Source organism: Microbacterium trichothecenolyticum, from assembly GCF_030818955.1.
In the GTDB taxonomy this organism is placed as follows: domain Bacteria; phylum Actinomycetota; class Actinomycetes; order Actinomycetales; family Microbacteriaceae; genus Microbacterium; species Microbacterium trichothecenolyticum_B.
The window spans coordinates 1,086,507-1,106,805 of sequence record NZ_JAUTBF010000001.1 but is presented as its reverse complement, the minus strand read 5'-3'; the positions used below and the strand labels follow the sequence as shown (position 1 = coordinate 1,106,805).

The following is a 20,299-nucleotide window of genomic DNA, read 5'->3' as shown; positions in this document are numbered from 1 at the left end:
CGCCGAAAGGACCACCGTGACCGATCAGAACCCTCACGACGACGCTGCGGCACCGGACGCCGAGAGCGTCCGCGACGTCGACGCGACCGTCGCCCCGCACGACCCCGAGCACCGATCCGCCGACGATTCCCGGTCGTCGAGCGGATCGGCGAGCACGTCGACCGGGCGCGACGAGACCGGCGCATCGGACGCGGCTTCTCCCGACCAGCCCTTCTCGGCCGCCGCCGATGAGCACGGCACGTCGGCTGCGTCGGGTCAGCCGCCCACGGGGCAGGCACTGCCGGGGAGCGCACCGTCGGGTCATGGACCGTCGGGTGACGCCCCCAACGTCGGTGTCGGTCCGTTCTCGGTGCGCGAAGTGGCACTGCTCGGTGTCTGGGTCGTGGCCTTCTTCGTCTCGTTCTTCCGCACCAACATCCTCGATTCCCCCTCGGGTGTGCTCGTCGGCGGGGTGAACGTCTGGTCGTCCGGTCTCTGGTGGATTCCCGCCATCGCCCTTCCCACCGTGGCCGTCGGCCTCGTCGTGCTGCGTCGACTGTCGCCCCAGGGCATCCGCCGCGTGGGGTCGCTGGGAATCGACCAGTTCGCGTCGGTGGCCTTCTCCGTCGCCGCCCTCGTGTGGTTCTCATGGATCTGGGACACCGTGGCGGTGTACGGCGACACCGCGATCTGGACGCGCTCGTGGGTCATCTGGGTCGAAGCCGCCCTGATGCTGGCCGGCGTCGTGCTGACCGTGGCGGCGCCCTGGATCCGGCCGTTCTCGCTCGACTTCCGCGGTCGCGACGAGGTCGCGGCACACCGCAACGCGCGTCCCATCCGACCGGTGGTGCCCCGTCCCCGCACGCCGCGTTCCCCGCGCCCCCAGGCCGTCGCGGCGGCGGAGGGGCAGAACGCGCACGTCGACACCGACGGCCCCGTGCCCGGAAGCTACACCGGTTCGACCGATCTCGCTCACGACGCCGCTCCGGCGACGAGCGTGCTGCCCGCCCACGGCGACGACCACAACACCACCGACGTCTTCGCACCGCTGCGCACCGAAGACGAGGGGCAGGGCGTCGCCGGTGCGTCCGGGCACGTCGAGACCGAGGAGCACGACGCGCCGCACCACGCCCAGGCCTTCTGGGCGCTGGCTCCGGTCGAGCGCGACGTCGTCGATGACTACGGTACGCCCATCTTCCGCATCGGCCCGACGGCCTGGGCGCTCGTGGTGGAGGACCGCGGCGAGACCTTCGTCATCCGTCACGACGACGGCCGGATCGGCTATCTGCACGACGTCTCGGGCGTGACCCGCGGCTGAAGACCGGCTGCGAGCCGCCCGTCGCGAACGGAGCGGCTCGCGGTCGGCCGGTAGCCTGGGAGCATGCTCCGCACGATCGATCTCCGCGGCCGCGTGCTCTCGCCGGCCGAATTCCTCGCGGTGGTCCCGCGCGCCGAGGCCGCGCGCGATGAGGCCCTCGCCACCGCCGCCCGTCTGGTCGACGATGTCGCCCGCCGCGGCGAAGAGTCGCTTCGCGAGCAGGCCGCGCGTTTCGATCGCGTCAGCGATCACGCCATCCGCGTCCCCGCGGCGCACCTCGACGAGGCACTGCGCGACCTCGACCCCGTGATCCGTGCGGCCCTCGACGAAGCGATCTCGCGCGTGCGCGCGGCATCCGCAGCGCAGGTTCCGCCCCCCGTGGTCACCGAGCTCGGCGCCGGTGCGCGCGTGACGCAGCGGTGGCAGCCCGTGCGTCGCGTGGGACTGTACGTTCCGGGGGGCAAGGCCGTGTACCCCTCGAGCGTCGTGATGAACGTCGTGCCGGCACAGGTCGCGGGCGTACACGAGGTGGCTTTGGCCTCCCCGGCCCAGTCCGCGTTCGGTGGGCGCGTGCACCCCGTCATCCTTGCCGCCGCCCGGCTGCTCGGGGTGAGCGAGGTGTACGCCATGGGCGGTGCCGGTGCCATCGGCGCGTTCGCTTACGGTGTCGCCGAGATCGGTCTCGATCCGGTCGATGTGGTCACCGGACCCGGCAACAATTTCGTCGCCTCGGCCAAGCGCGCGGTCGCCGGGCGCGTGGGCACCGACTCCGAGGCCGGTGCGACCGAGATCCTCGTCGTCGCAGACGGCACCGCGCGCGCCGATCTCGTCGCGGCAGACCTCGTCAGTCAGGCCGAGCACGACGAGCAGGCCTCCGCGGTCCTGGTCACCGACTCCGCCGAGCTCGCCGACGCGGTGCGCGAGGCCCTGGTGCCTCGTGTCGCGGCGACACGGCACCGCGAGCGCGTCGTCGCCGCGTTCGATGGTCCGCAGTCGGCCGTGGTGCTCGTCGACGACATCGCACAGGCGACCGCCTTCAGCAACGCCTACGCTCCCGAGCACCTCGAGCTGCACCTCGCCGACCCGCGCCCCGAGGACTTCGTGAACGCCGGCGCCGTGTTCGTCGGCCCGTACACGCCGGTCAGCCTCGGCGACTATCTCGCCGGCAGCAACCACGTGCTGCCGACCGGGGGACAGGCGCGCTACGGTGCCGGGCTGTCCGCTGCCACCTTCTTGCGCCCGCAGCAGGTGATCGAGTACGACCGCGCCGCCCTCGACCAGGTGCGCGACGCCATCGTCACCCTCGCCGAGGCCGAGGCGCTGCCCGCGCACGGCGAGGCCGTGACCGCGCGGTTCGACGCCTGAGCCGGGGATCCGATGCACTGCCCGTTCTGCCGTAACCCGGACTCGCGCGTCATCGACTCGCGTACCAGTGACGACGGCCTGAGCATTCGCCGCCGCCGCCAGTGCCCCAAGTGCGGCGGACGCTTCTCGACGGTCGAGACCGCGAGCCTCAACGTCGTCAAGCGGTCGGGCGTCGTCGAGCCCTTCAGCCGCGAGAAGGTCATGTCGGGCGTGCGCAAAGCCTGTCAGGGGCGGCCGGTGACGGATGCCGACCTGGCGGTGCTGGCGCAGCAGGTCGAAGAGGCCATCCGCCAGACGGGATCGTCGCAGATCGACGCGAACGAGATCGGCCTGTCGATCCTCGGCCCGCTGCGCGAGCTCGACGAAGTGGCGTACCTGCGTTTCGCGAGCGTGTACCAGGCATTCGACTCGCTCGACGACTTCGACGCCGCCATCGCCCAGCTCCGCGCCGATCACGCCGCGCGCCCCGTCCGGCCCGGCGAGCACGACGTCGTCCAGTAACCTGGCGGGGATGTATCCCCTTCTCTTCCGCTCGGTCCTCACCCGCCTCGACCCCGAGTTCGCGCACCACCTCGGTGCTCTCGTCATCCGCGCCGCGGGTGTCGCGCCAGTGGCATCCCTCGTCCGGCGTTTCACGGCGCCCGCGGAAGGGCAGGGCGTCGATGCGCTCGGCCTGCGATTCGACTCCCCGTTCGGTGTGGCGGCCGGTTTCGACAAGAACGTCACGATGGTCCGTGGCCTCGGCGCGCTCGGCTTCGGCCATGTCGAGGTGGGCACGATCACGGCCCTGCCGCAGCCGGGCAATGCGAAGCCGCGGCTCTTCCGCCTCGTCGCCGACCGCGCGGTCATCAACCGCATGGGATTCAACAACGACGGTGCGGCCGCGGCGGCGGCCAAGCTCCGGCGTCTGCGTCGCGGGCGGCGGCGCCCGGTCGTCGGCGTCAACATCGGCAAGAGTCGCGTCGTCGCGGTCGAGGATGCGACCACCGACTACGTGCGCAGCGCCCGGCTGCTCGCGCCTCTGGCCGACTATCTCGTCGTCAACGTCTCGTCTCCCAACACGCCCGGTCTTCGTGGCCTGCAAGCGGTCGAGACGCTGCGTCCCCTGCTGACGGCCGTTCGGGATGCCGCGGGCGACACCCCCCTGCTGGTCAAGATCGCGCCCGACCTCGAAGACGACGAGGTGCAGGACATCGCTCGCCTCGCGGTCGATGCCGGGCTGGCCGGCATCATCGCCACGAACACCACGATCGCCCGCACGGGGTTGTCGACGGATGCCGCGACGGTCGAGGCCGCGGGCGCCGGCGGGCTGTCGGGCGCGCCGCTGAAGGCGCGCGCGACCGAGGTGCTGCGTCTGGTGCGCGCGGCCGTACCCTCCGAGTTCGTCGTGATCTCAGCCGGGGGAGTGGAGACCGCCGACGACGTGCGCGAGCGCCTCGAGGCCGGCGCGACGCTCGTGCAGGGCTACACGGGCTTCCTGTACCGGGGCCCGCTCTGGGCGCGCCAGATCAACCGCGGTCTGGCCCTGCGCCGCTGACCGACGCTCGCGTCTCGCCGCTCAATCCCCGTTGAGTGTCCAGAACACGCCGCGTGCCCCACGGCCCGTGCGGCGTGTCCTGGACACTCAACGGGGTGTTCGACCTCAGGCCGGGTACTGACCGCGCTTGACCTGCGGCTTCGGAAGGCGCATGAAGCGCATCTGGACGGTGCGCATCGCCGCGTACCAACCCAGCCCCTTCTCGAGCTTGCCTTCGCCGAACTTCTCTTTCGCGGCGCGCTTCACCCGGATGGACGTGATGATCATGTCGCCGACGACGAAGAGGATGAAGATCCACAGTGCGACGAACGACCAGTACTGGAAGAACGACACCGGGATCAGCGTCGCCACGATGACCAGCACCATGAACGGCATGACGCCCTCGCCCAGATGCCAGCCGGCGTCGACGAAGTCGCGGGCGTAGCGGCGCTGGGGTCCGCGGTCGCGGACCGGCAGGTAGCGCTCCTCGCCGGCGGCCATGCCGATGCGCGCCTTCTCGCGCTGGGCGGCGAGCTCGGCGCGCGCACGCTGCTTCGCCTCTTTGGTGTCGGGCACGAGCGGACGCTTGCGGGCGGCCTCCTGCTCGGCGCGTGACGGCGTCGCACGGCCCTTGCCCGATCCGAGGAGCGTCGGCTCGACGGGAGTGTCGTTGGGGGCGGGAGCGGGGGACTTGGCCACGGGTAACCTCGGCAGTTCATGGAACGGGAGATCTAAGATTACCCGCATGATCCCCGACCTGTCCCGGCAGGAGGCTGTGCGTACCGCGGCCGCCGCCGGCATCCCCGCTGCCCTCGCCGACCTCGGCTCCCTCGTGCGCATCCCGTCGATCGCCTGGCCGTCGTTCGACCAGTCTGCGCTCGTGCGGAGCGCGGAAGCCGTGGCCGCGTTGCTGAGGGATACGGGAGTGTTCGACACCGTCGAGATCAAGCGTGCTCGGATCCCGGGGACCGACGAGCTCGGGCAGCCCGCGGTGCTCGCCTCGCGCGCCGCCCGCAACGGTCGCCCGACGGTCCTGCTCTACGCGCACCACGATGTGCAGCCTCCCGGTGACGATGCGCTGTGGGAGTCCCCGCCCTTCGAGCCCACGGTCCGCGATGGACGCCTCTACGGTCGCGGCGCCGCCGATGACAAGGCCGGTGTCATGGCGCACGTCGGCGCCATCCGCGCCGTCAGCGAGGTGCTCGGCGACGACCTCGATCTGGGAATCGCGGTCTTCATCGAGGGCGAAGAGGAATACGGCTCCCGCTCCTTCGGACAGTTCCTCGCCGACAATGCCGACGTGCTGCGTTCGGACGTCATCGTGGTCGCCGACTCGGGCAACTGGGATGAGCGCACGCCCGGCCTGACGGTGTCGCTGCGCGGCAACGCCCGCTTCACCCTGACGGTGCGCACGCTGGAGCACGCGTCGCACTCCGGCATGATGGGCGGCGCGGTCCCGGATGCCATGCTCGCCACCGTCAAGCTGCTGGCAACGCTGTGGGACGACGACGGTGCCGTCGCGGTCCCGGGGCTCGCGGTACGCGACGCGGCGACCCCCGACTACGACGAGGCGACGCTGCGCGCCGAGTCCGGTCTGCTCGAGGGCGTCAGCCCGATCGGGCGCGACTCGATCCTCAGCCGCATCTGGAACAAGCCTTCCGTCACCATCACCGGATGGGACGCCACTCCCGTGCACGCGGCGTCCAACACCCTCGCTCCGCGAACGAGCGTCGTCATCAGCGCACGGGTCGCTCCCGGTCAGCATGCCGAGCAGGCGTACGCCGCGATCGAGGCCCACCTCCGGGCGAACGCGCCGTTCGGTGCTCACCTGGAGTTCAGCGACGTCGACTGCGGCGACGCCTTCCTGGTCGACACCAGCGGCTGGGCCGTCGAAGACGCCCGTGCCTCGTTCGCGGAGGGGTATGGCGTCGAGTCGGTCGATGTCGGTGTCGGCGGATCGATTCCCTTCATCGCCGACCTGGTTCGCGAGTTCCCCCGAGCACAGATCCTCGTGACCGGTGTCGAGGACCCGCACGCCCGTGCGCACAGCCCCAACGAGTCGCTGCACCTCGAGACGTTCGGCAATGCGCTCGTGTCGGAGGCTCTCCTGCTGGCTCGTCTGAACGCGCGCGTGATCTGATCGCGCCGGTGGGTCGAGGCGGGCGTAGACTCGTCACGTCCCGCGACCGATCGACCCGAAGGGCATCGCCATGACCGACACCACTCTGTCGACATCCGCCGAGACCCGCGAGCACGGTGTCGGCCTCACCGCCGCCGCCTCCGACAAGGTGAAGAGCCTGCTCTCGCAGGAGGGTCGCGACGACCTCCGTCTGCGCGTCGCGGTCCAGCCCGGCGGATGCTCGGGCCTCATTTACCAGCTCTACTTCGACGAGCGCTACCTCGACGGCGACAAGGTCGTCGACTTCGACGGTGTCGAGGTCATCGTCGACGACATGAGCGTGCCGTACCTCGATGGTGCGAGCATCGACTTCAAAGACACGATCTCCGAGCAGGGGTTCACGATCGACAACCCCAACGCGCAGGGCTCGTGCGCCTGCGGCGACAGCTTCCACTGAGCTCTCGCGCCGTTCGCCGGCTGCTTCTCGAGAACCCCCGGGACCCACGGATCACACGTGGAAACCGGGGGTTCTCGATGTCTCGGCACTGGACGAATGGCCTGAGAACCGTGAGAGGTTGCCGTAGACTGTCAAAGCTTCATCCACGACCCGGAAAGGTGCACTGTGCCCTCCAAACGTCGCCTTCGCTGGGCCGCGCTCCCCGTCGGGATCGCCTCCGCCGCGCTCCTGTCCGGCTGCACCACGGCCCAGCTCCACGGCTTCCTGCCCGGCTTCGTCGATGACGGCGCACCCGCCACGAATCACACCGACATGGTCGCCGGTCTGTGGGTCAACTCGTGGATCGTGCTGCTCGCCGTCGGTGTCATCACATGGGGCCTGATGCTGTGGTCGGTCGTCGCCTACCGTCGGCGCAAGGGCCAGTCGGGCCTGCCCGTCCAGCTGCGGTACAACATGCCGATCGAGATCTTCTACACGATCGTGCCGCTGATCCTGGTCGTCGGCTTCTTCGCCTTCACGGCGCGCGATCAGAACACGCTCGAGACGCAGTACGCGAACCCCGATGTCTCGATCACCGCGTACGGCAAGCAGTGGGCGTGGGACTTCCAGTACAACGGCACGAAGGAAGACAACTCCGACGCGGTGTACTCCATGGGCGTCCAGGCGAAGGCCACGTCCGACGGGTACGACCTCGAAGACGTGCCCACGCTCTACCTGCCGGTGAACAAGAAGGTGAAGATCGACCTGCGCTCGCGCGACGTCATCCACTCTTTCTGGATCATCGACTTCCTGTACAAGAAAGACATGTACATCGGCCGCGACAACGAGTGGTCGTTCACGCCCACTCGCGAGGGCACGTACGAAGGCAAGTGCGCCGAGCTGTGCGGTGAGTACCACTCCGCCATGCTCTTCAACGTCAAGGTCGTGAGCGAGGCGGAGTACGAGCAGTACCTGACCTCGCTGCGCAACGCCGGTGACGTGGGCGACATCAGCGACCTGTCGCGTCTGCAGAACCTGCCGACGGGCATCGAAGGGAACGAGTGATCATGGCCACGACGCTTCCGCTCCAGGGGACGGGTCCTTCGCGCCCGACGACTCTCCCGCCGCGTCAAGCCGCACTGCTGAGCACCACGCGTGTCGAGCAGAAGGGCAACCTGGTCGTCAAGTGGATCACCTCCACCGACCACAAGACCATCGGGTACATGTACCTGATCGCCTCCGTGATGTTCTTCATGCTCGGTGGCGTCATGGCGCTGATCATCCGTGCCGAGCTCTTCGAGCCCGGCATGCAGATCATCCCGACCAAAGAGCAGTACAACCAGCTGTTCACGATGCACGGCACGGTCATGCTGCTCATGTTCGCGACGCCGTTGTTCGCCGGCTTCGCCAACGCTCTGCTGCCGCTGCAGATCGGTGCCCCCGACGTGGCGTTCCCGCGTCTGAACGCCTTCGCTTTCTGGCTCTTCCTGTTCGGCTCGACCATCGCGGTCTCCGGCTTCCTCACCCCGCAGGGCGCGGCCGGGTTCGGTTGGTTCGCCTATCAGCCGCTCGCCAACGCGAGCTTCTCGCCGGGTGTCGGAGGAAACCTCTGGATGCTGGGTCTGGGCATCAGCGGTTTCGGCACGATCCTCGGTGCGGTGAACTTCATCACCACGATCCTGACGATGCGTGCTCCCGGCATGACCATGTGGCGCATGCCGATCTTCTCCTGGAACACCCTCATCACGAGCATCCTGATCCTGCTCGCCTTCCCGGTCCTCGCCGCGGCCATCTTCGCCGCCGCCGCGGATCGTGTGCTGGGCGCCCACATCTACAGCCCCGAGAACGGCGGCGTGCTCCTATGGCAGCACCTGTTCTGGTTCTTCGGCCACCCCGAGGTGTACATCATCGCGCTGCCGTTCTTCGGCATCGTCTCGGAGATCTTCCCGGTCTTCAGCCGCAAGCCGATCTTCGGCTACAAGACGCTCGTGTACGCGACCATCGCGATCGCCGCGCTGTCGGTGGCCGTGTGGGCCCACCACATGTACGTCACCGGTGGAGTGCTGCTGCCGTTCTTCGCCCTCATGACGATGCTCATCGCGGTGCCCACCGGCGTGAAGATCTTCAACTGGATCGGCACCCTGTGGCGCGGATCGGTGACGTTCGAGACCCCGATGGTCTTCGCCCTCGGCTTCCTGGTGTCGTTCGTCTTCGGTGGTCTCACCGGTGTCATCCTCGCCTCGCCGCCGCTCGACTTCCACCTGTCGGACTCGTACTTCGTCGTCGCCCACTTCCACTACGTGGTGTTCGGCACGGTCGTGTTCGCGATGTTCGCCGGCTTCTACTTCTGGTGGCCCAAGTGGACCGGCAAGATGCTCAACGAGCGTCTTGGCATGGTGCACTTCTGGATGCTGTTCATCGGCTTCCACATGACCTTCCTCATCCAGCACTGGCTGGGCGTCGACGGCATGGTGCGTCGCTACGCGGACTACGCCGCGGCCGACGGGTGGACGTGGGAGAACCAGCTCTCCACCGTGGGGTCCATGATCCTGGGCGCCTCGATGATCCCGTTCCTGCTGAACGTCTGGATCACGGCGCGCAAGGCTCCGCGTGTGACCGTGGACGACCCGTGGGGCTATGGAGCGTCGCTCGAGTGGGCGACGTCGTGCCCGCCGCCGCGTCACAACTTCACCTCGATCCCGCGCATCCGCAGCGAGCGCCCCGCGTTCGACCTGAACCACCCCGAAGCCGGTATCCCGGTGGGTGTGGGTCCGGCCAAGGACGCCCCCGATGCCCCCGTGGTCGATGCCGCAGCCGGAGAGGTCAAGTAACGATGCGTACCAATGTCGGACTCTGGTGGCTCCTCGCGGGCTTCGGATTCTTCATCGCCGTCGTTTACACGGCCTGGAGCCTGATCCAGCACGGTGGCGTCGAGTGGGTCGGAACCGTCGCGCTGGTCTTCCTCGGCCTCATGTCGTCGATGGTCGCCTTCTACATCAACCGTGTGCTCAAGGCACAGCGCGGTGAGCTGCCCGAAGACATGTTGACGGCCGACATCGACGACGGCGATCCCGAGGTGGGAGAGTTCAGCCCGTGGTCGTGGTGGCCTATCGTGCTGGCGGCTTCCGCCGCGATTGCGATGATCGGTCTTGCTGTCGGTAGCTGGCTCGTCCCCGTCGGGTTCCTGGTCTTCGTCGTTGCTATCGTCGGCTGGGTGTACGAGTACTACCGCGGGTACTTCGCGCGCTGACCCGTGCCCGTTCGGCTGATCGCGGCCGCCGTCTCCGACGCCGGCTCGCACCGTCCCACCAACCAGGACGCCGCTTTCGCGGCGTCCTGGGGTGCGGCGGTGGCAGACGGTGTGGGCGGCGGTCCCTCCGGCGACCTGGCGTCGGCGGCATTGCTTCATCGTCTCGTGGCCACGCGTGGCGCCGGCCTCGACGCCGACGACCTGCTCGTGCGTGTTCGCGAGGCCAACTGGGACATCCGTGCTCATGTGGAGCGTGATCCGGCTCTCCAGGGAATGGCCACCACGTTCACCGGTCTCTTCCTGAGCACTGCCGGGCAGCTCTTGCTCGCGCACACCGGCGACTCCCGGGCCTACCTGCTGCGCGACGGCGAGTTCACGCGCGAGACGCGTGACGATTCATACGTTCAGGCCCTCGTCGACCACGGCATCATCCCGCCCGAGGCCGCCGCGGCCCATCCGCGCCGCAACATCATCACCGCGTCTCTGGGTGGCGCCGAGGGCGACGTCGTGTCCGTGGCCGAGCGTCCTCCGGTTGTCGGTGACCGGTGGATGCTGTGCAGTGACGGTCTGACCGACTACGTTCCGGAGGCCGATGTCGCGCAGCTCATCGCCGAGGCCGAGGACCCTCGTTCGGCTGCTGCGGCTGCCGTGGCGCTGGCGCTGGAGGCGGGCACTCGCGATAACGTGACCGTGGTCGTGTGCGACATCGTCGACGATGACGAGCCGCCACTGGGGGAGCCCGTCTTCTCCGGTTCCGCCGCGCGGTGGTTCGCGGAAGACGTCGAAACGGCCTGACGGCGGGTACGCGCTGACCCGGGCGGCGACGCGTCAGCTGCGAACCACCATGACGGTGGGATCGAACACCCGCGTGCACGGCCCCTCGTCGTTCTCGTACGGCTGACCTTCACGTACCCAGTACTCGTAGCCGCCGATCATCTCCCGCACCTCGTAGCCGAGCCGCGCGAACGCGAGAGCGCCTCTCTGACCGGCGTTGCACCCCGGACTCCAGCAGTACACCACGACCGGCACGGATCGATCGATCTCCCGGGGTGCGCGTTCCTCGATCTGCCGGTAGGGCATGTGGAGGGCGCCCGTGATTCGTCCCTGCGCCCACGCCTCGTCGCCGCGCACATCGACGAGGGTGAAGCGGTCACCGTTGCGCTGAGCGGCGTACACGTCCGACGGGTCGGTCTCGAAAGCGAGGCGGGCGGAGAAATAGCGCTCGGCGTTCGTCATGATGTCACGCTAGGCGTCCGGATGGCGTCGCGGCAGGGGAGTGGCCGTCACACGGCCGCGGGATCCTGCCAGATGGGACCAGGCAGCGAAAGCGCCGTCGGTGGGGGATATCGACAGGCGCCCCCGGAAACGCCGAAGCCCCCGGCGCCGAAGCGCCGGGGGCTTGAGATCGGAGGACTACTCGCTCTTGTCGCTGTCAGGACGGTTGCGTTCTTCCAGGCCCTTGGGAGCGGGGAACTCGACTTCGGCCCGCTCGCCGACCGCATTGCGCGGGCGGCCATCTTCATCGGCACGGGCGTCGGCGCCGGCGATCTCATCGGCCTCCTCATGCGCGATGTGGTCGATCTCGTGGTGTTGGTGAGCGGCCGCGGCATCGAGTTCGGCCTGCGTGAGCGGAGCCAGGCGGTCCTCGAAGAACCAGCGCGAGATCGACGCGCGCAGGTTCTCGTGCCACGGGATCTCTCCGTTGGCGTTGGGCCGGACGACGAGAGGCTCATAGGTCTCGTTATCGATCAGCTTCCAGCGCTCGAACTCGTCGACCGGCTGGTGGACCTCGATGTACTCGCCACCGGGGAGGCGAACGATGCGGCCCGACTCGTAGCCGTGGAGAGCGATCTCACGGTCCTTCTTCTGCAGCGCGATGCAGATGCGCTTTGTGACGAAGTAGGCGAAGATCGGGCCCAGGATCAGCAAAGCCTGCAGCACATGGATGACGCCTTCCATCGTGAGGTGGAAGTGCGTGGCCATGATGTCGGACGACGCTGCCGCCCACATCACGGCGTAGAACGTCACACCTGCCGCGCCGATGGCGGTGCGGGTGGCCGCGTTGCGCGGACGCTGTGCGATGTGGTGCTCGCGCTTGTCACCCGTCACCCACGCCTCGATGAAGGGGTAGACGAGGACGAGGACGATGAAGAGTCCCAGCACGCCGACGGGGATGATGATGTTCCACGACCAGGTGTGGTTCCACAACACGAACTCGAGGTGCGGCGGGATGAGACGCAGCATGCCGTCGGCGAAGCCGATGTACCAGTCGGGCTGGGTACCGGCCGACACGGGAGACGGATCGTAGGGGCCGTAGTTCCAGATGGGGTTGATCGTCACGAGCGCGGCGATCAGCACGATGACACCGAACGTGATGAAGAAGAAGCCGCCCATCTTCGAGGCGTACACGGGGAGCATCGGGTAGCCCACGACGTTGCTGTTCGAACGGGCGGGCCCGGCGAACTGCGTGTGCTTGTTGATGATCATCAGCATGAGGTGCACCGCGAGCAGCGCGACGAGGATCGCCGGCAGCAGCAGGATGTGCAGCGTGTAGAGGCGACCGACGATCGCGGTGCCCGGGAACTCGCCGCCGAAGAGGAGGAACGAGGTCCACGTGCCGATGATGGGCAGACCCTTGATCATGCCGTCGATGATGCGCAGGCCGTTACCCGACAGCAGGTCGTCGGGGAGGGAGTAGCCCGTGAAGCCCTCTGCCATCGCGAGGATGAAGAGGATGAAGCCGACAACCCAGTTCAGCTCGCGGGGCTTGCGGAACGCACCCGTGAAGAACACGCGCAGCATGTGGACGCCGATACCGGCGACGAACACGAGGGCTGCCCAGTGGTGGATCTGACGGACCAGGAGGCCGCCGCGCAGGTCGAACGAGATGTGCAGTGCCGACTCCATCGCCGCCGACATCGCGATACCGCGCATGGGCTCATACGCGCCGTTGTAGTGGGTCTCCACCATCGACGCCTGGAAGAAGAACGTCAGGAACGTGCCCGAAAGCAACACGACGACGAAGCTCCACAGGGCGATCTCGCCGAGCATGAACGACCAGTGGTCGGGGAAGATCTTGCGACCGAGCTCCTTGACGATGCCCGACATGCTCGTGCGCTCATCGAGGTAGTTCGCTGCGGCGCCGACGAACCGGCCGCCCAGCGGCTTACCGTCGCGCCCCGCGGAGCCCGCGGGTGCGCCGGCGTGGACCGCGGGTTCGGTCGTGACGTTCTCGGTGGGGTGGGTACCGATGCTCATGAGCGCTCCCAGAAGCTGGGGCCGACGGGCTCGTGGAAGTCACTCTGCGCGACGAGGTAGCCCTCGGCGTCGACGGTGATGGGGAGCTGCGGCAGGGGACGGGCGGCCGGGCCGAAGATGACGGCCGCACCGTTGGCGACGTCGAACTGCGACTGGTGGCAGGGGCACAGGAGGTGGTGGGTCTGCTGCTCGTACAGCGCGACGGGGCAGCCGACGTGCGTGCAGACCTTCGAGTACGCGACGATGCCGTCGTACGACCAGTCCAGGTTGTTGGTCTCGGGGTTCAGCTGCTCCGGCTGCAGACGCATGAGCAGCACGATCGCCTTGGCCTTCTCTTCGAGGTATCCCTCGTCGTGGCTCAGCTTCGCCAACTCTTCCGGGATGACGTGGAAGGCGGAACCGAGGGTGACGTCGGCGGCGCGGATCGCGCGACCGGAGGGGTCGTGCGTCAGACGTGCGCCTTCTTTCCACATGGTGTGGCTGAGCAGCTTCACCGGGTCCTGGTCCTGCGGCGCGAGACCGCGGAACAGGGTGATTCCGGGGATGACCGACGCGGCGAGAGCCGCGAACAGAGAGTTGCGGATGATCTCGCGACGGCCGAAGCCCGAATCCTCGTTCGCCTCGGCGAAGACGTTGATCGCGCCCTCGCGCACCTCGTCGCGGCCACGTGTGGCGTGCCGGTCCTCGATGTACTCCTTGTCGGACATGACCGACTTGGACCAGTGGATCGCGCCGATTCCGATCGCCAGCAGCGCGAACGCGATACCGAGTCCGATGAACAGGTTGTTGTAGCGGATGTCGATCAGCGCGCCCGACTCGATCGGGAAGATCATGTAGGCGATGCTCGCCCAGATACTCGCGGCGACCGAGAAGTAGAACAGCGTGTAGACCGTGCGGACCGCACGCTTCATCGCCTCGGGGTCCTTGTCGGTCATGCGCTGGCGGTGACCGGGCAGGCCGGGATTCTGGGCGGCGTCGGGAACCGCGACGGCGAGCCCCGAGCCGGGCTTCCAGGAAGCCCTCCCGTGCTCGAGTGCGTCGTCCTCGTGTGCCATGGTGCTCCTCGTGCGTTTACGTGATGTCGAGAACGACGCTCAGTTGGACTTGGCCGTGATCCACACGGTCAGAGCGATGAGCGCCCCGATACCGAAGATCCAGATGAACAGTCCCTCGGAGACCGGACCGAGCGACCCGAGTGCGTATCCACCGGGGGACTCGGACTTCTGCAGGTACATCAAGTACGAAATGACGTCGCGCTTGTCTTCGGGCGTCAGGTTCAGGTCGTTGAAGACCGGCATGTTCTGCGGGCCGGTGACCATGGCCGCGTACATGTTGACCGGGGTGACGGTGTGCAGGTCGGGGGCCCACTTGCCCTCGGTCAGGGCGCCACCGGCGCCGGCGACGTTGTGGCACATGGCGCAGTTGATGCGGAAGAGCTCCGCACCGTGCGACAGGTCGCCCTCACCGTCGGTCAGCTCTGCCGACGGGTAGGTCGGGCCGGGGGCCGACGACTGTACGTAGGCGGCGATCGCATTGATCTGCTCGTCGGTGAACTGCACCGGCTTCTGCGGCGCCTGCGGGCCCTGTGCCTGCAGCGGCATGCGGCCGGTCGACACCTGGAAGTGCACCGACAGCTCGCCCACGCCGAACAGCGAGGGACCCTGCTGGCTGCCCTGCAGGTCGAGACCGTGGCAAGTCGCACAGTTGGCCTGGAAGAGCTTCTCACCCTCTTCGACCGCCGTGGCGGAGTTGGCCTCGCTGGTGGGCGTGGTGGTGGTCGCGGCCATCGCGGCCGATGCACCGGCGTAGACGCCCCCCGTGAGGAGGAGTCCGATGCCGATCAGCGCGGCGGCGGCCAGGGGACTACGGCGTCCGGACGCCCGACGAGTCTTCTTCTCGCGTGCCATGTGGGGTGCAGCTCTCTTACTTGAGGAAGTAGATGACGAAGAACAGGGCGATCCAGACGACGTCGACGAAGTGCCAGTAGTAGGACACGACGATCGAGGTGGTCATCTCTTTGCGGCCGAAGTTCTTCACGGCGTACGCGCGGCCGATCACGAGCAGGAAGGCGATGAGGCCACCCGTCACGTGCAAGGCGTGGAAGCCGGTGGTGAGGTAGAAGGCCGAGGCGTAGGGGTTGGCGCTGATGGGCATGCCTTCGGCGACCAGCGTCGCGTACTCCCACACCTGACCCGACACGAAGACCGCGCCGAGGATGAAGGTGAGGTAGAACCACTCCACCATTCCCCACTTCAGGATGCCGGTGGCCTTCCCGGTGCGGTACGGCTGGTACCGCTCCGCCGCGAAGACGCCCATCTGGCACGTGACCGAGGACAGCACGAGGATGATCGTGTTGACGGTCGCGAAGGGGACGTTGAGCAGCTGAGTCTCTTCGGCCCAGAGGGGCGCGGAGGTGCTGCGGAGAGTGAAGTAGATCGCGAACAGGCCGGCGAAGAACATGACCTCGCTGCCCAGCCACACGATGGTGCCCACGGCGACCGGGTCGGGCCGCTTCACGGCACGCACGGCCTGGGAATACGTCGCTGAGGTCGTCACAGTTCCATTATGCGCGATCCCGGCGGTCGATATTCGCATCCCCGGCATGGGATATTCCATCGTCGAGACTTAGGGGAGCCTCAGAATCCGCAAGGAATCCCCGGTACGACCGGGGTTCTGCGAGGGAGCCCCGGTGCGCGGTCGCCGACTCACGTGTGGAAGGATCATGGCATGGCGGAACGTTTCACCTGGCCCGATCTGCTGTCCTCGCTGCTGGCCGGCGACGACCTCAGCGTGTCGGAGTCGACCTGGGCGATGCGCAAGGTCATGGCCGGCGAGGCGACGCCGTCGCAGCTGGCCGGCTTCCTCGTCGCGCTGCGGGCGAAGGGCGAGACCGTCGAAGAGATCGTCGGCTTCCGCGACGCGATCCTCGAGGCGGCGGTCTCGCTACCGGTGCGGGCCGAGGTGCTCGACATCGTCGGCACGGGCGGCGACCGCTATGGCACCGTCAACGTCTCGACGATGGCAGCCGTGGTGGCTGCGGCATCCGGAGTGCCCGTGGTCAAGCACGGCAACCGCGCCGCCAGCTCGGCATCCGGTTCGTCCGACGTGCTGTCCTCGCTGGGGGTGGCGCTCACGCTCTCTCCCGAGGCGGTTGCCGAGACCCTGTCGCGCACGGGCATCACCTTCGCCTTCGCCTCGGCGTTTCATCCCGGGTTCCGCCACGCGGCGCCGACGCGCGCCGAGCTGGGTGTGCCGACGGTGTTCAACTTCCTCGGACCGCTGTGCAACCCGGCGCGTGCCGAGGCCAACGCCGTCGGCGTGGCGCACCTCGACAGGGTGCCCCTCATCACGGGCGTCTTCCGCACCCGCGGAGCGACCGCGCTCGTCTTCCGCGGCGACGACGGCCTCGACGAACTCACCACCACCGGCCACAGCCGTCTGTGGGAGATCAGCCGCGGCGACGTGCACGAGCACGATCTGGATCCGCGTGATCTCGGCATCCCCCTCGCGGACATCGACGATCTGCTGGGCGGCACTCCGGACCACAACGCGGAGGTGGTGCGGCGCGTTCTGGGGGGAGAGACCGGTCCGGTGCGCGACATCGTGCTTCTGAACGCCGCTGCCGGCCTGGTGTCGTACCGGCTGTTCCGAGATGCCGCTCAGGTGCAGCGTCCGATTCTCGAGCGCCTCGCCGAGGCTCTCGCCGACGCCGCCGCCGCAGTCGACGACGGCCGGGCTCTCGCGAAGCTCCACGACTGGGTCGACACGACGAAGGCGCTGGCGGAGTAGCCGGCGATGCACCCGCTCGACGCGCTCACCGAGATCGCCTATCTGCTCGAGCGGGAACGGTCGTCGCGGTACAAATCGAAGGCGTTCCGCACGGCGGCGAAAGCCATCGAGGGTCTCGACGACGACGAGTTGCGTGAGCCGGCTCTACGCCGGCGGGCGGGGATCGGGGAGTCGACGTTCGCCGTCATCCAGCAGGCACTGGCGGGAGGGGTCCCCGAGCGCCTCGCCGCGCTGCGGGCGGAGAATGCGCCGGTGGGCGGGGCGGAGGTGCGGGCGCGCCTGCGTGGCGATCTGCACAGTCACAGCGAGTGGTCGGACGGACTCACGCCGATCGAGGCGATGGTCGATGCCGCGCGAGCCCTGGGCCACGAGTATCTCGCGCTGACGGATCATTCCCCGCGGCTGACCGTTGCGAATGGGCTGTCACCGGAGCGTCTGCGGGCGCAGATGGACATCGTGCGCACCCATCGCGGTGACGGCTTCACGCTGCTGACGGGCATCGAGGTCGACATCCTCGACGAGGGCGGACTCGACCAGGAAGACGCGTTGCTGCGCGAGCTCGATGTGGTCGTGGCATCCGCTCATTCGAAGCTGCGGATGGAGAACGGCCCGATGACCCGGCGGCTGGTGGCGGCGGCGGGGGATCCGCGCGTCGACGTGCTCGGGCACGTCACGGGGCGATTGGTGGAGGGAGCCCGCGGAACGCGGCCGCCGTCGCAGTTCGACGCCGAAGCGGTCTTCGCGGCGTGCGCCGCGTCGGGAGTTGCCGTCGAGATCAACTCGCGGCCCGAGCGGCAGGATCCGCCCGACGATCTGCTCGCGGCGGCGGTCGAGGCGGGGTGTCTGTTCTCGATCGATTCCGACGCGCACGCGCCGGGCCAGCTCTCGCTGCTCGACTACGGTGCCGCCCGGGCGCAGGCTGCGGGCGTGCCCGTCGACCGCATCGTCACGACCTGGCCGCTCGAGAGGCTGCGCGACTGGCTCGCCCGTTCACGCTGAGGTCAGCGGGCGAGCGCCGCCAGGGCACGTGTCATCGACGAGCCCAGGTTCCACTGCTCGGCGAGGGCTCGTGCGGCGTCGTCGTCGATCGAACCGATGCGATCGTCGAACGGCTCGAGGGTGAGGTCGCGGGCGACCCGGACGACGGTGGGAGCGACCCCGAGATAGTCGGTCGCCGCGGCGATCTTCGCGCGCTGCGCGGCAGTGCCGGCCGTTCCGGCGGCGACCGCGGCCTGGATGCCGTCGAGCGTGCCGTGCGCGGCGAGGAGCGCCGCGGCCGACTTCTCGCCGATGCCGGCAACGCCGGGCAAGCCGTCGGAGGGATCGCCGCGCAGGACGGCGAAATCCGCGTACTGGGCGGCATGCACGCCGTACTTCGACACCACCGCGGCGTCGTCGACGACCTCGAGGTTGCTCATGCCCCGCGCGGTATAGACGATCCGGACCCCCCGCTCGTCGTCGACGAGCTGGAAGAGGTCGCGGTCGCCCGTCACGATGTCGACCGGGGCGTCGGCGCGGGTCGCGAGGGTGCCGATGACGTCGTCGGCCTCGTGCTCGGCCGCCCCCACGACGGGGATGCCGAGCACGGCGAGGGCGCGTCGGATGAGGGGGATCTGCGCCTCGAGGGGGTCGGGCACCTCCTCGACGTCGGTGCCGGCGGCGACCGCTTCGACGACGCGGTGCGCCTTGTAGCTCGGCAGCAGGGCGACGCGCCAGGCCGGCCGCCAATCGTCGTCCCAGCAGGCGACGAGCCGGGTCGGCTCGTATGTCGTGACGAGCTTGGCGATCATGTCGAGCAGGCCGCGCACGGCATTCACCGAGGTGCCGTCCGCCGCTTTGACCTTGTCTGGCACGCCGTAGAACGCGCGGAAGTACAGCGACGCGGTGTCGAGCAAAAGCAACTTCTCGGGACAGGATGCCATGAGCTCAGAGTAGTGAGGACGTGGCAGATCGGCCGAGGGCGCTCGTTTTCCCGCCGCCAGTATGCTCGGCCCCATGTCTGCCGAAGCCGCCCCTCTCGCGGTGCTCGGCGTGCGCTGGGCGGAGCATCCGCAATGGGACGTGAAGATCCGGGGACTTCTCCGCAGGCGGGTCGACGCGACTGCCTGCGAGCCGCTCAGGTTCATCGATTGGACGATTGACGGCCAGCCGCTTCGCGATCGGCTGGCATTCTCCAATGGTCGAACGTGCGAGGACATCACGTTCTTGACCGAAGGTTTTCCCGCCGACGGGGTCACCGCTGCAAGTCTTCGCGCGCTCCTCGGTGAGGACGCTTCCGATATGGATCCGTGGGTGCGGTATGCCGACGGTCGTGTCGGGTTGCTGTTCTGCCCGGGGTGCGGGGGTCTCGACTGTGGCGGTGTGAGCGCCGACGTCCGGGTGATGGACACGACGGTCGAGTGGAGGAACATCGGATACCAGAGTGGCGATGAACCCTTCGACGCCGAGCAACGGGTGCCCGTGTTCACGCTGCACTTCGACCGCACGCAGTACGAGGCGACGGTGCGAGCGCTCCTCGTGGCGTGGGATAGCTAAACCGTCGTCGCGACGTCCGCGCGGAAGTACAACGACGCGGTGTCGAGGAGCATGAGGCGGTCGGTCACGGGAGTCATCCTGACACGTGCGGGCGCCACAGGGACGGGCCCGCACGTCTGGCCGTGCGTCGGGGCGATGGCTGCGCCGGGCATAATCCGCGCATGGATATCGTGCGGGAGAGGCTTCGTTCCACGTTTCGCTGGGTGGGTGACCGCACCGACCGCGGTTTCCAGGCCGACGTGACCGGCTGGTGGCGAGACCCCCTGGTCGTCGAACGGATCGGACGATCGTTGGCCGGTCTGTTCGACGGCGAGCAGGTGAACGTCGTCGTCGGCCCGGAGTCGAGGGGGAGTCTGCTCGGCGCCCTGGTGGCGCGGGAGCTGGGCGTCGGTCTCGCGGAGGTACGGAAGGATGGCGAACCGCTGGCCGACAGCGACCGGTGGTGGGAGGTGTCGAGCGGGCCGGACTACCGCGACCGGCATCTTCGTATGGGCCTGCGTCGCTCGATGCTCCGGGCGGGTGACAGGGCGCTGTTCGTCGACGACTGGATCGACACCGGGGCGCAGACCGCGGCGTGTCACGCCCTGGTCGAGATGAGCGGCGCGCGGTGGGTCGGCGCCGCGGTCGTGGTCGACGCCTTCGACCGACCGGACCTGCGCCGTGCGCTTCGCGTGCGATCCCTTCTGCACGTCCGCGACCTCCGCTGACGCAGGCGGGGTGAGCGCGTTTAGGCT

The 20,299-nt window shown here is 68.4% G+C and carries 21 protein-coding genes; 14 read left to right on the top strand and 7 right to left on the bottom strand.

Annotated features, from left to right (window positions below; all coding sequences use genetic code 11):
• Positions 1–16: 16 nt before the first annotated feature.
• The 4 genes from QE412_RS05350 (at position 17) to QE412_RS05335 (ending at position 4,199) form a co-directional block, all read left to right on the top strand.
• On the top strand, positions 17–1,297 hold the full coding sequence (locus tag QE412_RS05350) for a hypothetical protein (protein ID WP_307480989.1): 1,281 nt from the start codon (positions 17–19) through the stop codon (positions 1,295–1,297).
• A gap of 63 nt (positions 1,298–1,360) precedes the next feature.
• Positions 1,361–2,662: a histidinol dehydrogenase gene (gene hisD / locus QE412_RS05345; RefSeq protein ID WP_307480987.1), complete on the top strand. Its 1,302-nt coding sequence runs from the start codon at positions 1,361–1,363 to the stop codon at positions 2,660–2,662.
• Positions 2,663–2,674: 12 nt separating this feature from the next.
• Positions 2,675–3,163: a transcriptional regulator NrdR gene (nrdR, locus tag QE412_RS05340; RefSeq protein ID WP_307480985.1), complete on the top strand. Its 489-nt coding sequence runs from the start codon at positions 2,675–2,677 to the stop codon at positions 3,161–3,163.
• 10 nt (positions 3,164–3,173) lie between these two features.
• Positions 3,174–4,199, top strand: coding sequence for a quinone-dependent dihydroorotate dehydrogenase (locus tag QE412_RS05335; RefSeq protein ID WP_307480983.1), 1,026 nt, complete (start codon positions 3,174–3,176; stop codon positions 4,197–4,199).
• A 105-nt stretch (positions 4,200–4,304) separates the two neighbouring features.
• Here QE412_RS05335 and QE412_RS05330 read toward each other — a convergent pair whose 3' ends face one another.
• Entirely contained in the window at positions 4,305–4,877 is a 573-nt protein-coding gene (locus tag QE412_RS05330) for a DUF3043 domain-containing protein (protein WP_307480981.1), read from the bottom strand.
• 46 nt (positions 4,878–4,923) lie between these two features.
• Here QE412_RS05330 and QE412_RS05325 point away from each other — a divergent pair, with 46 nt between their 5' ends.
• From QE412_RS05325 to QE412_RS05300, 6 genes are all read left to right on the top strand, one after another.
• On the top strand, positions 4,924–6,318 hold the full coding sequence (locus QE412_RS05325) for a dipeptidase (protein ID WP_307480979.1): 1,395 nt from the start codon (positions 4,924–4,926) through the stop codon (positions 6,316–6,318).
• 70 nt (positions 6,319–6,388) lie between these two features.
• Positions 6,389–6,754 carry an iron-sulfur cluster insertion protein ErpA gene (gene erpA / locus QE412_RS05320; RefSeq protein ID WP_136587724.1) on the top strand — a complete coding sequence of 122 codons (366 nt, stop codon included), beginning with the start codon at positions 6,389–6,391 and terminating at the stop codon, positions 6,752–6,754.
• Positions 6,755–6,919: 165 nt separating this feature from the next.
• Complete coding sequence (gene ctaC / locus QE412_RS05315) at positions 6,920–7,798, top strand: aa3-type cytochrome oxidase subunit II (protein ID WP_307480975.1); 879 nt, start codon at positions 6,920–6,922, stop codon at positions 7,796–7,798.
• A gap of 2 nt (positions 7,799–7,800) precedes the next feature.
• The gene (gene ctaD / locus QE412_RS05310) at positions 7,801–9,564 is read left to right on the top strand and encodes an aa3-type cytochrome oxidase subunit I (protein ID WP_307480972.1); all 1,764 of its coding nucleotides are present in this window, start codon (positions 7,801–7,803) and stop codon (positions 9,562–9,564) included.
• A 2-nt stretch (positions 9,565–9,566) separates the two neighbouring features.
• Positions 9,567–9,983, top strand: a complete 417-nt coding sequence (locus QE412_RS05305; protein ID WP_307480970.1) for a cytochrome c oxidase subunit 4 — start codon at positions 9,567–9,569, stop codon at positions 9,981–9,983.
• A gap of 3 nt (positions 9,984–9,986) precedes the next feature.
• The gene (locus QE412_RS05300; protein ID WP_307480968.1) at positions 9,987–10,778 is read left to right on the top strand and encodes a PP2C family protein-serine/threonine phosphatase; all 792 of its coding nucleotides are present in this window, start codon (positions 9,987–9,989) and stop codon (positions 10,776–10,778) included.
• 33 nt (positions 10,779–10,811) lie between these two features.
• Here the strand turns inward: QE412_RS05300 and QE412_RS05295 are convergent, their stop codons facing one another.
• From QE412_RS05295 to ctaE, 5 genes are all read right to left on the bottom strand, one after another.
• Positions 10,812–11,219, bottom strand: coding sequence for a rhodanese-like domain-containing protein (locus QE412_RS05295; protein WP_307480966.1), 408 nt, complete (start codon positions 11,217–11,219; stop codon positions 10,812–10,814).
• A gap of 177 nt (positions 11,220–11,396) precedes the next feature.
• Positions 11,397–13,241, bottom strand: coding sequence for a cytochrome bc1 complex cytochrome b subunit (qcrB, locus tag QE412_RS05290; protein ID WP_307480964.1), 1,845 nt, complete (start codon positions 13,239–13,241; stop codon positions 11,397–11,399).
• Positions 13,238–14,296, bottom strand: coding sequence for a cytochrome bc1 complex Rieske iron-sulfur subunit (gene qcrA / locus QE412_RS05285; protein WP_307480962.1), 1,059 nt, complete (start codon positions 14,294–14,296; stop codon positions 13,238–13,240). The genes qcrB and qcrA overlap by 4 nt, the downstream gene beginning before the upstream one ends.
• A gap of 39 nt (positions 14,297–14,335) precedes the next feature.
• Positions 14,336–15,148, bottom strand: a complete 813-nt coding sequence (qcrC, locus tag QE412_RS05280; protein WP_307480960.1) for a cytochrome bc1 complex diheme cytochrome c subunit — start codon at positions 15,146–15,148, stop codon at positions 14,336–14,338.
• 16 nt (positions 15,149–15,164) lie between these two features.
• Positions 15,165–15,845: an aa3-type cytochrome oxidase subunit III gene (gene ctaE, locus QE412_RS05275; protein ID WP_444875325.1), complete on the bottom strand. Its 681-nt coding sequence runs from the start codon at positions 15,843–15,845 to the stop codon at positions 15,165–15,167.
• 123 nt (positions 15,846–15,968) lie between these two features.
• Between ctaE and trpD the strand changes: the two genes are divergently transcribed.
• Positions 15,969–17,030: an anthranilate phosphoribosyltransferase gene (trpD, locus tag QE412_RS05270; RefSeq protein ID WP_307480956.1), complete on the top strand. Its 1,062-nt coding sequence runs from the start codon at positions 15,969–15,971 to the stop codon at positions 17,028–17,030.
• A gap of 6 nt (positions 17,031–17,036) precedes the next feature.
• Positions 17,037–18,029 (top strand): PHP domain-containing protein, encoded by a 993-nt coding sequence (locus QE412_RS05265; RefSeq protein ID WP_307480954.1) that lies wholly within the window; start codon positions 17,037–17,039, stop codon positions 18,027–18,029.
• Positions 18,030–18,031: 2 nt separating this feature from the next.
• On the opposite strand, the gene QE412_RS05260 is transcribed toward QE412_RS05265, so the two are convergent.
• Positions 18,032–18,952, bottom strand: a complete 921-nt coding sequence (locus tag QE412_RS05260) for a 5'-3' exonuclease (protein WP_307480952.1) — start codon at positions 18,950–18,952, stop codon at positions 18,032–18,034.
• 100 nt (positions 18,953–19,052) lie between these two features.
• Between QE412_RS05260 and QE412_RS05255 the strand changes: the two genes are divergently transcribed.
• Positions 19,053–19,565: a hypothetical protein gene (locus QE412_RS05255; protein WP_307480951.1), complete on the top strand. Its 513-nt coding sequence runs from the start codon at positions 19,053–19,055 to the stop codon at positions 19,563–19,565.
• A 161-nt stretch (positions 19,566–19,726) separates the two neighbouring features.
• A complete protein-coding gene (locus QE412_RS05250; RefSeq protein WP_307480949.1) occupies positions 19,727–20,272 on the top strand; it encodes a phosphoribosyltransferase family protein in 546 nt (181 codons plus the stop codon).
• Positions 20,273–20,299 lie beyond the last annotated feature (27 nt).

Bases quoted from the DNA above. Each gene is read 5' to 3' on its own strand.
- QE412_RS05335 (WP_307480983.1), top strand. From the start codon at position 3,174: ATGTATCCCCTTCTCTTCCGCTCGGTCCTCACCCGCCTCGACCCCGAG.
- trpD (WP_307480956.1), top strand. From the start codon at position 15,969: ATGGCGGAACGTTTCACCTGGCCCGATCTGCTGTCCTCGCTGCTGGCC.
- erpA (WP_136587724.1), top strand. From the start codon at position 6,389: ATGACCGACACCACTCTGTCGACATCCGCCGAGACCCGCGAGCACGGT.
- qcrC (WP_307480960.1), bottom strand. From the start codon at position 15,148: ATGGCACGCGAGAAGAAGACTCGTCGGGCGTCCGGACGCCGTAGTCCC.
- hisD (WP_307480987.1), top strand. From the start codon at position 1,361: ATGCTCCGCACGATCGATCTCCGCGGCCGCGTGCTCTCGCCGGCCGAA.
- QE412_RS05305 (WP_307480970.1), top strand. From the start codon at position 9,567: ATGCGTACCAATGTCGGACTCTGGTGGCTCCTCGCGGGCTTCGGATTC.
- QE412_RS05295 (WP_307480966.1), bottom strand. From the start codon at position 11,219: ATGACGAACGCCGAGCGCTATTTCTCCGCCCGCCTCGCTTTCGAGACC.
- qcrA (WP_307480962.1), bottom strand. From the start codon at position 14,296: ATGGCACACGAGGACGACGCACTCGAGCACGGGAGGGCTTCCTGGAAG.
- QE412_RS05250 (WP_307480949.1), top strand. From the start codon at position 19,727: ATGGATATCGTGCGGGAGAGGCTTCGTTCCACGTTTCGCTGGGTGGGT.
- nrdR (WP_307480985.1), top strand. From the start codon at position 2,675: ATGCACTGCCCGTTCTGCCGTAACCCGGACTCGCGCGTCATCGACTCG.
- QE412_RS05265 (WP_307480954.1), top strand. From the start codon at position 17,037: ATGCACCCGCTCGACGCGCTCACCGAGATCGCCTATCTGCTCGAGCGG.
- QE412_RS05325 (WP_307480979.1), top strand. From the start codon at position 4,924: ATGATCCCCGACCTGTCCCGGCAGGAGGCTGTGCGTACCGCGGCCGCC.
- ctaD (WP_307480972.1), top strand. From the start codon at position 7,801: ATGGCCACGACGCTTCCGCTCCAGGGGACGGGTCCTTCGCGCCCGACG.
- qcrB (WP_307480964.1), bottom strand. From the start codon at position 13,241: ATGAGCATCGGTACCCACCCCACCGAGAACGTCACGACCGAACCCGCG.
- ctaE (WP_444875325.1), bottom strand. From the start codon at position 15,845: ATGCCGGGGATGCGAATATCGACCGCCGGGATCGCGCATAATGGAACT.
- QE412_RS05260 (WP_307480952.1), bottom strand. From the start codon at position 18,952: ATGGCATCCTGTCCCGAGAAGTTGCTTTTGCTCGACACCGCGTCGCTG.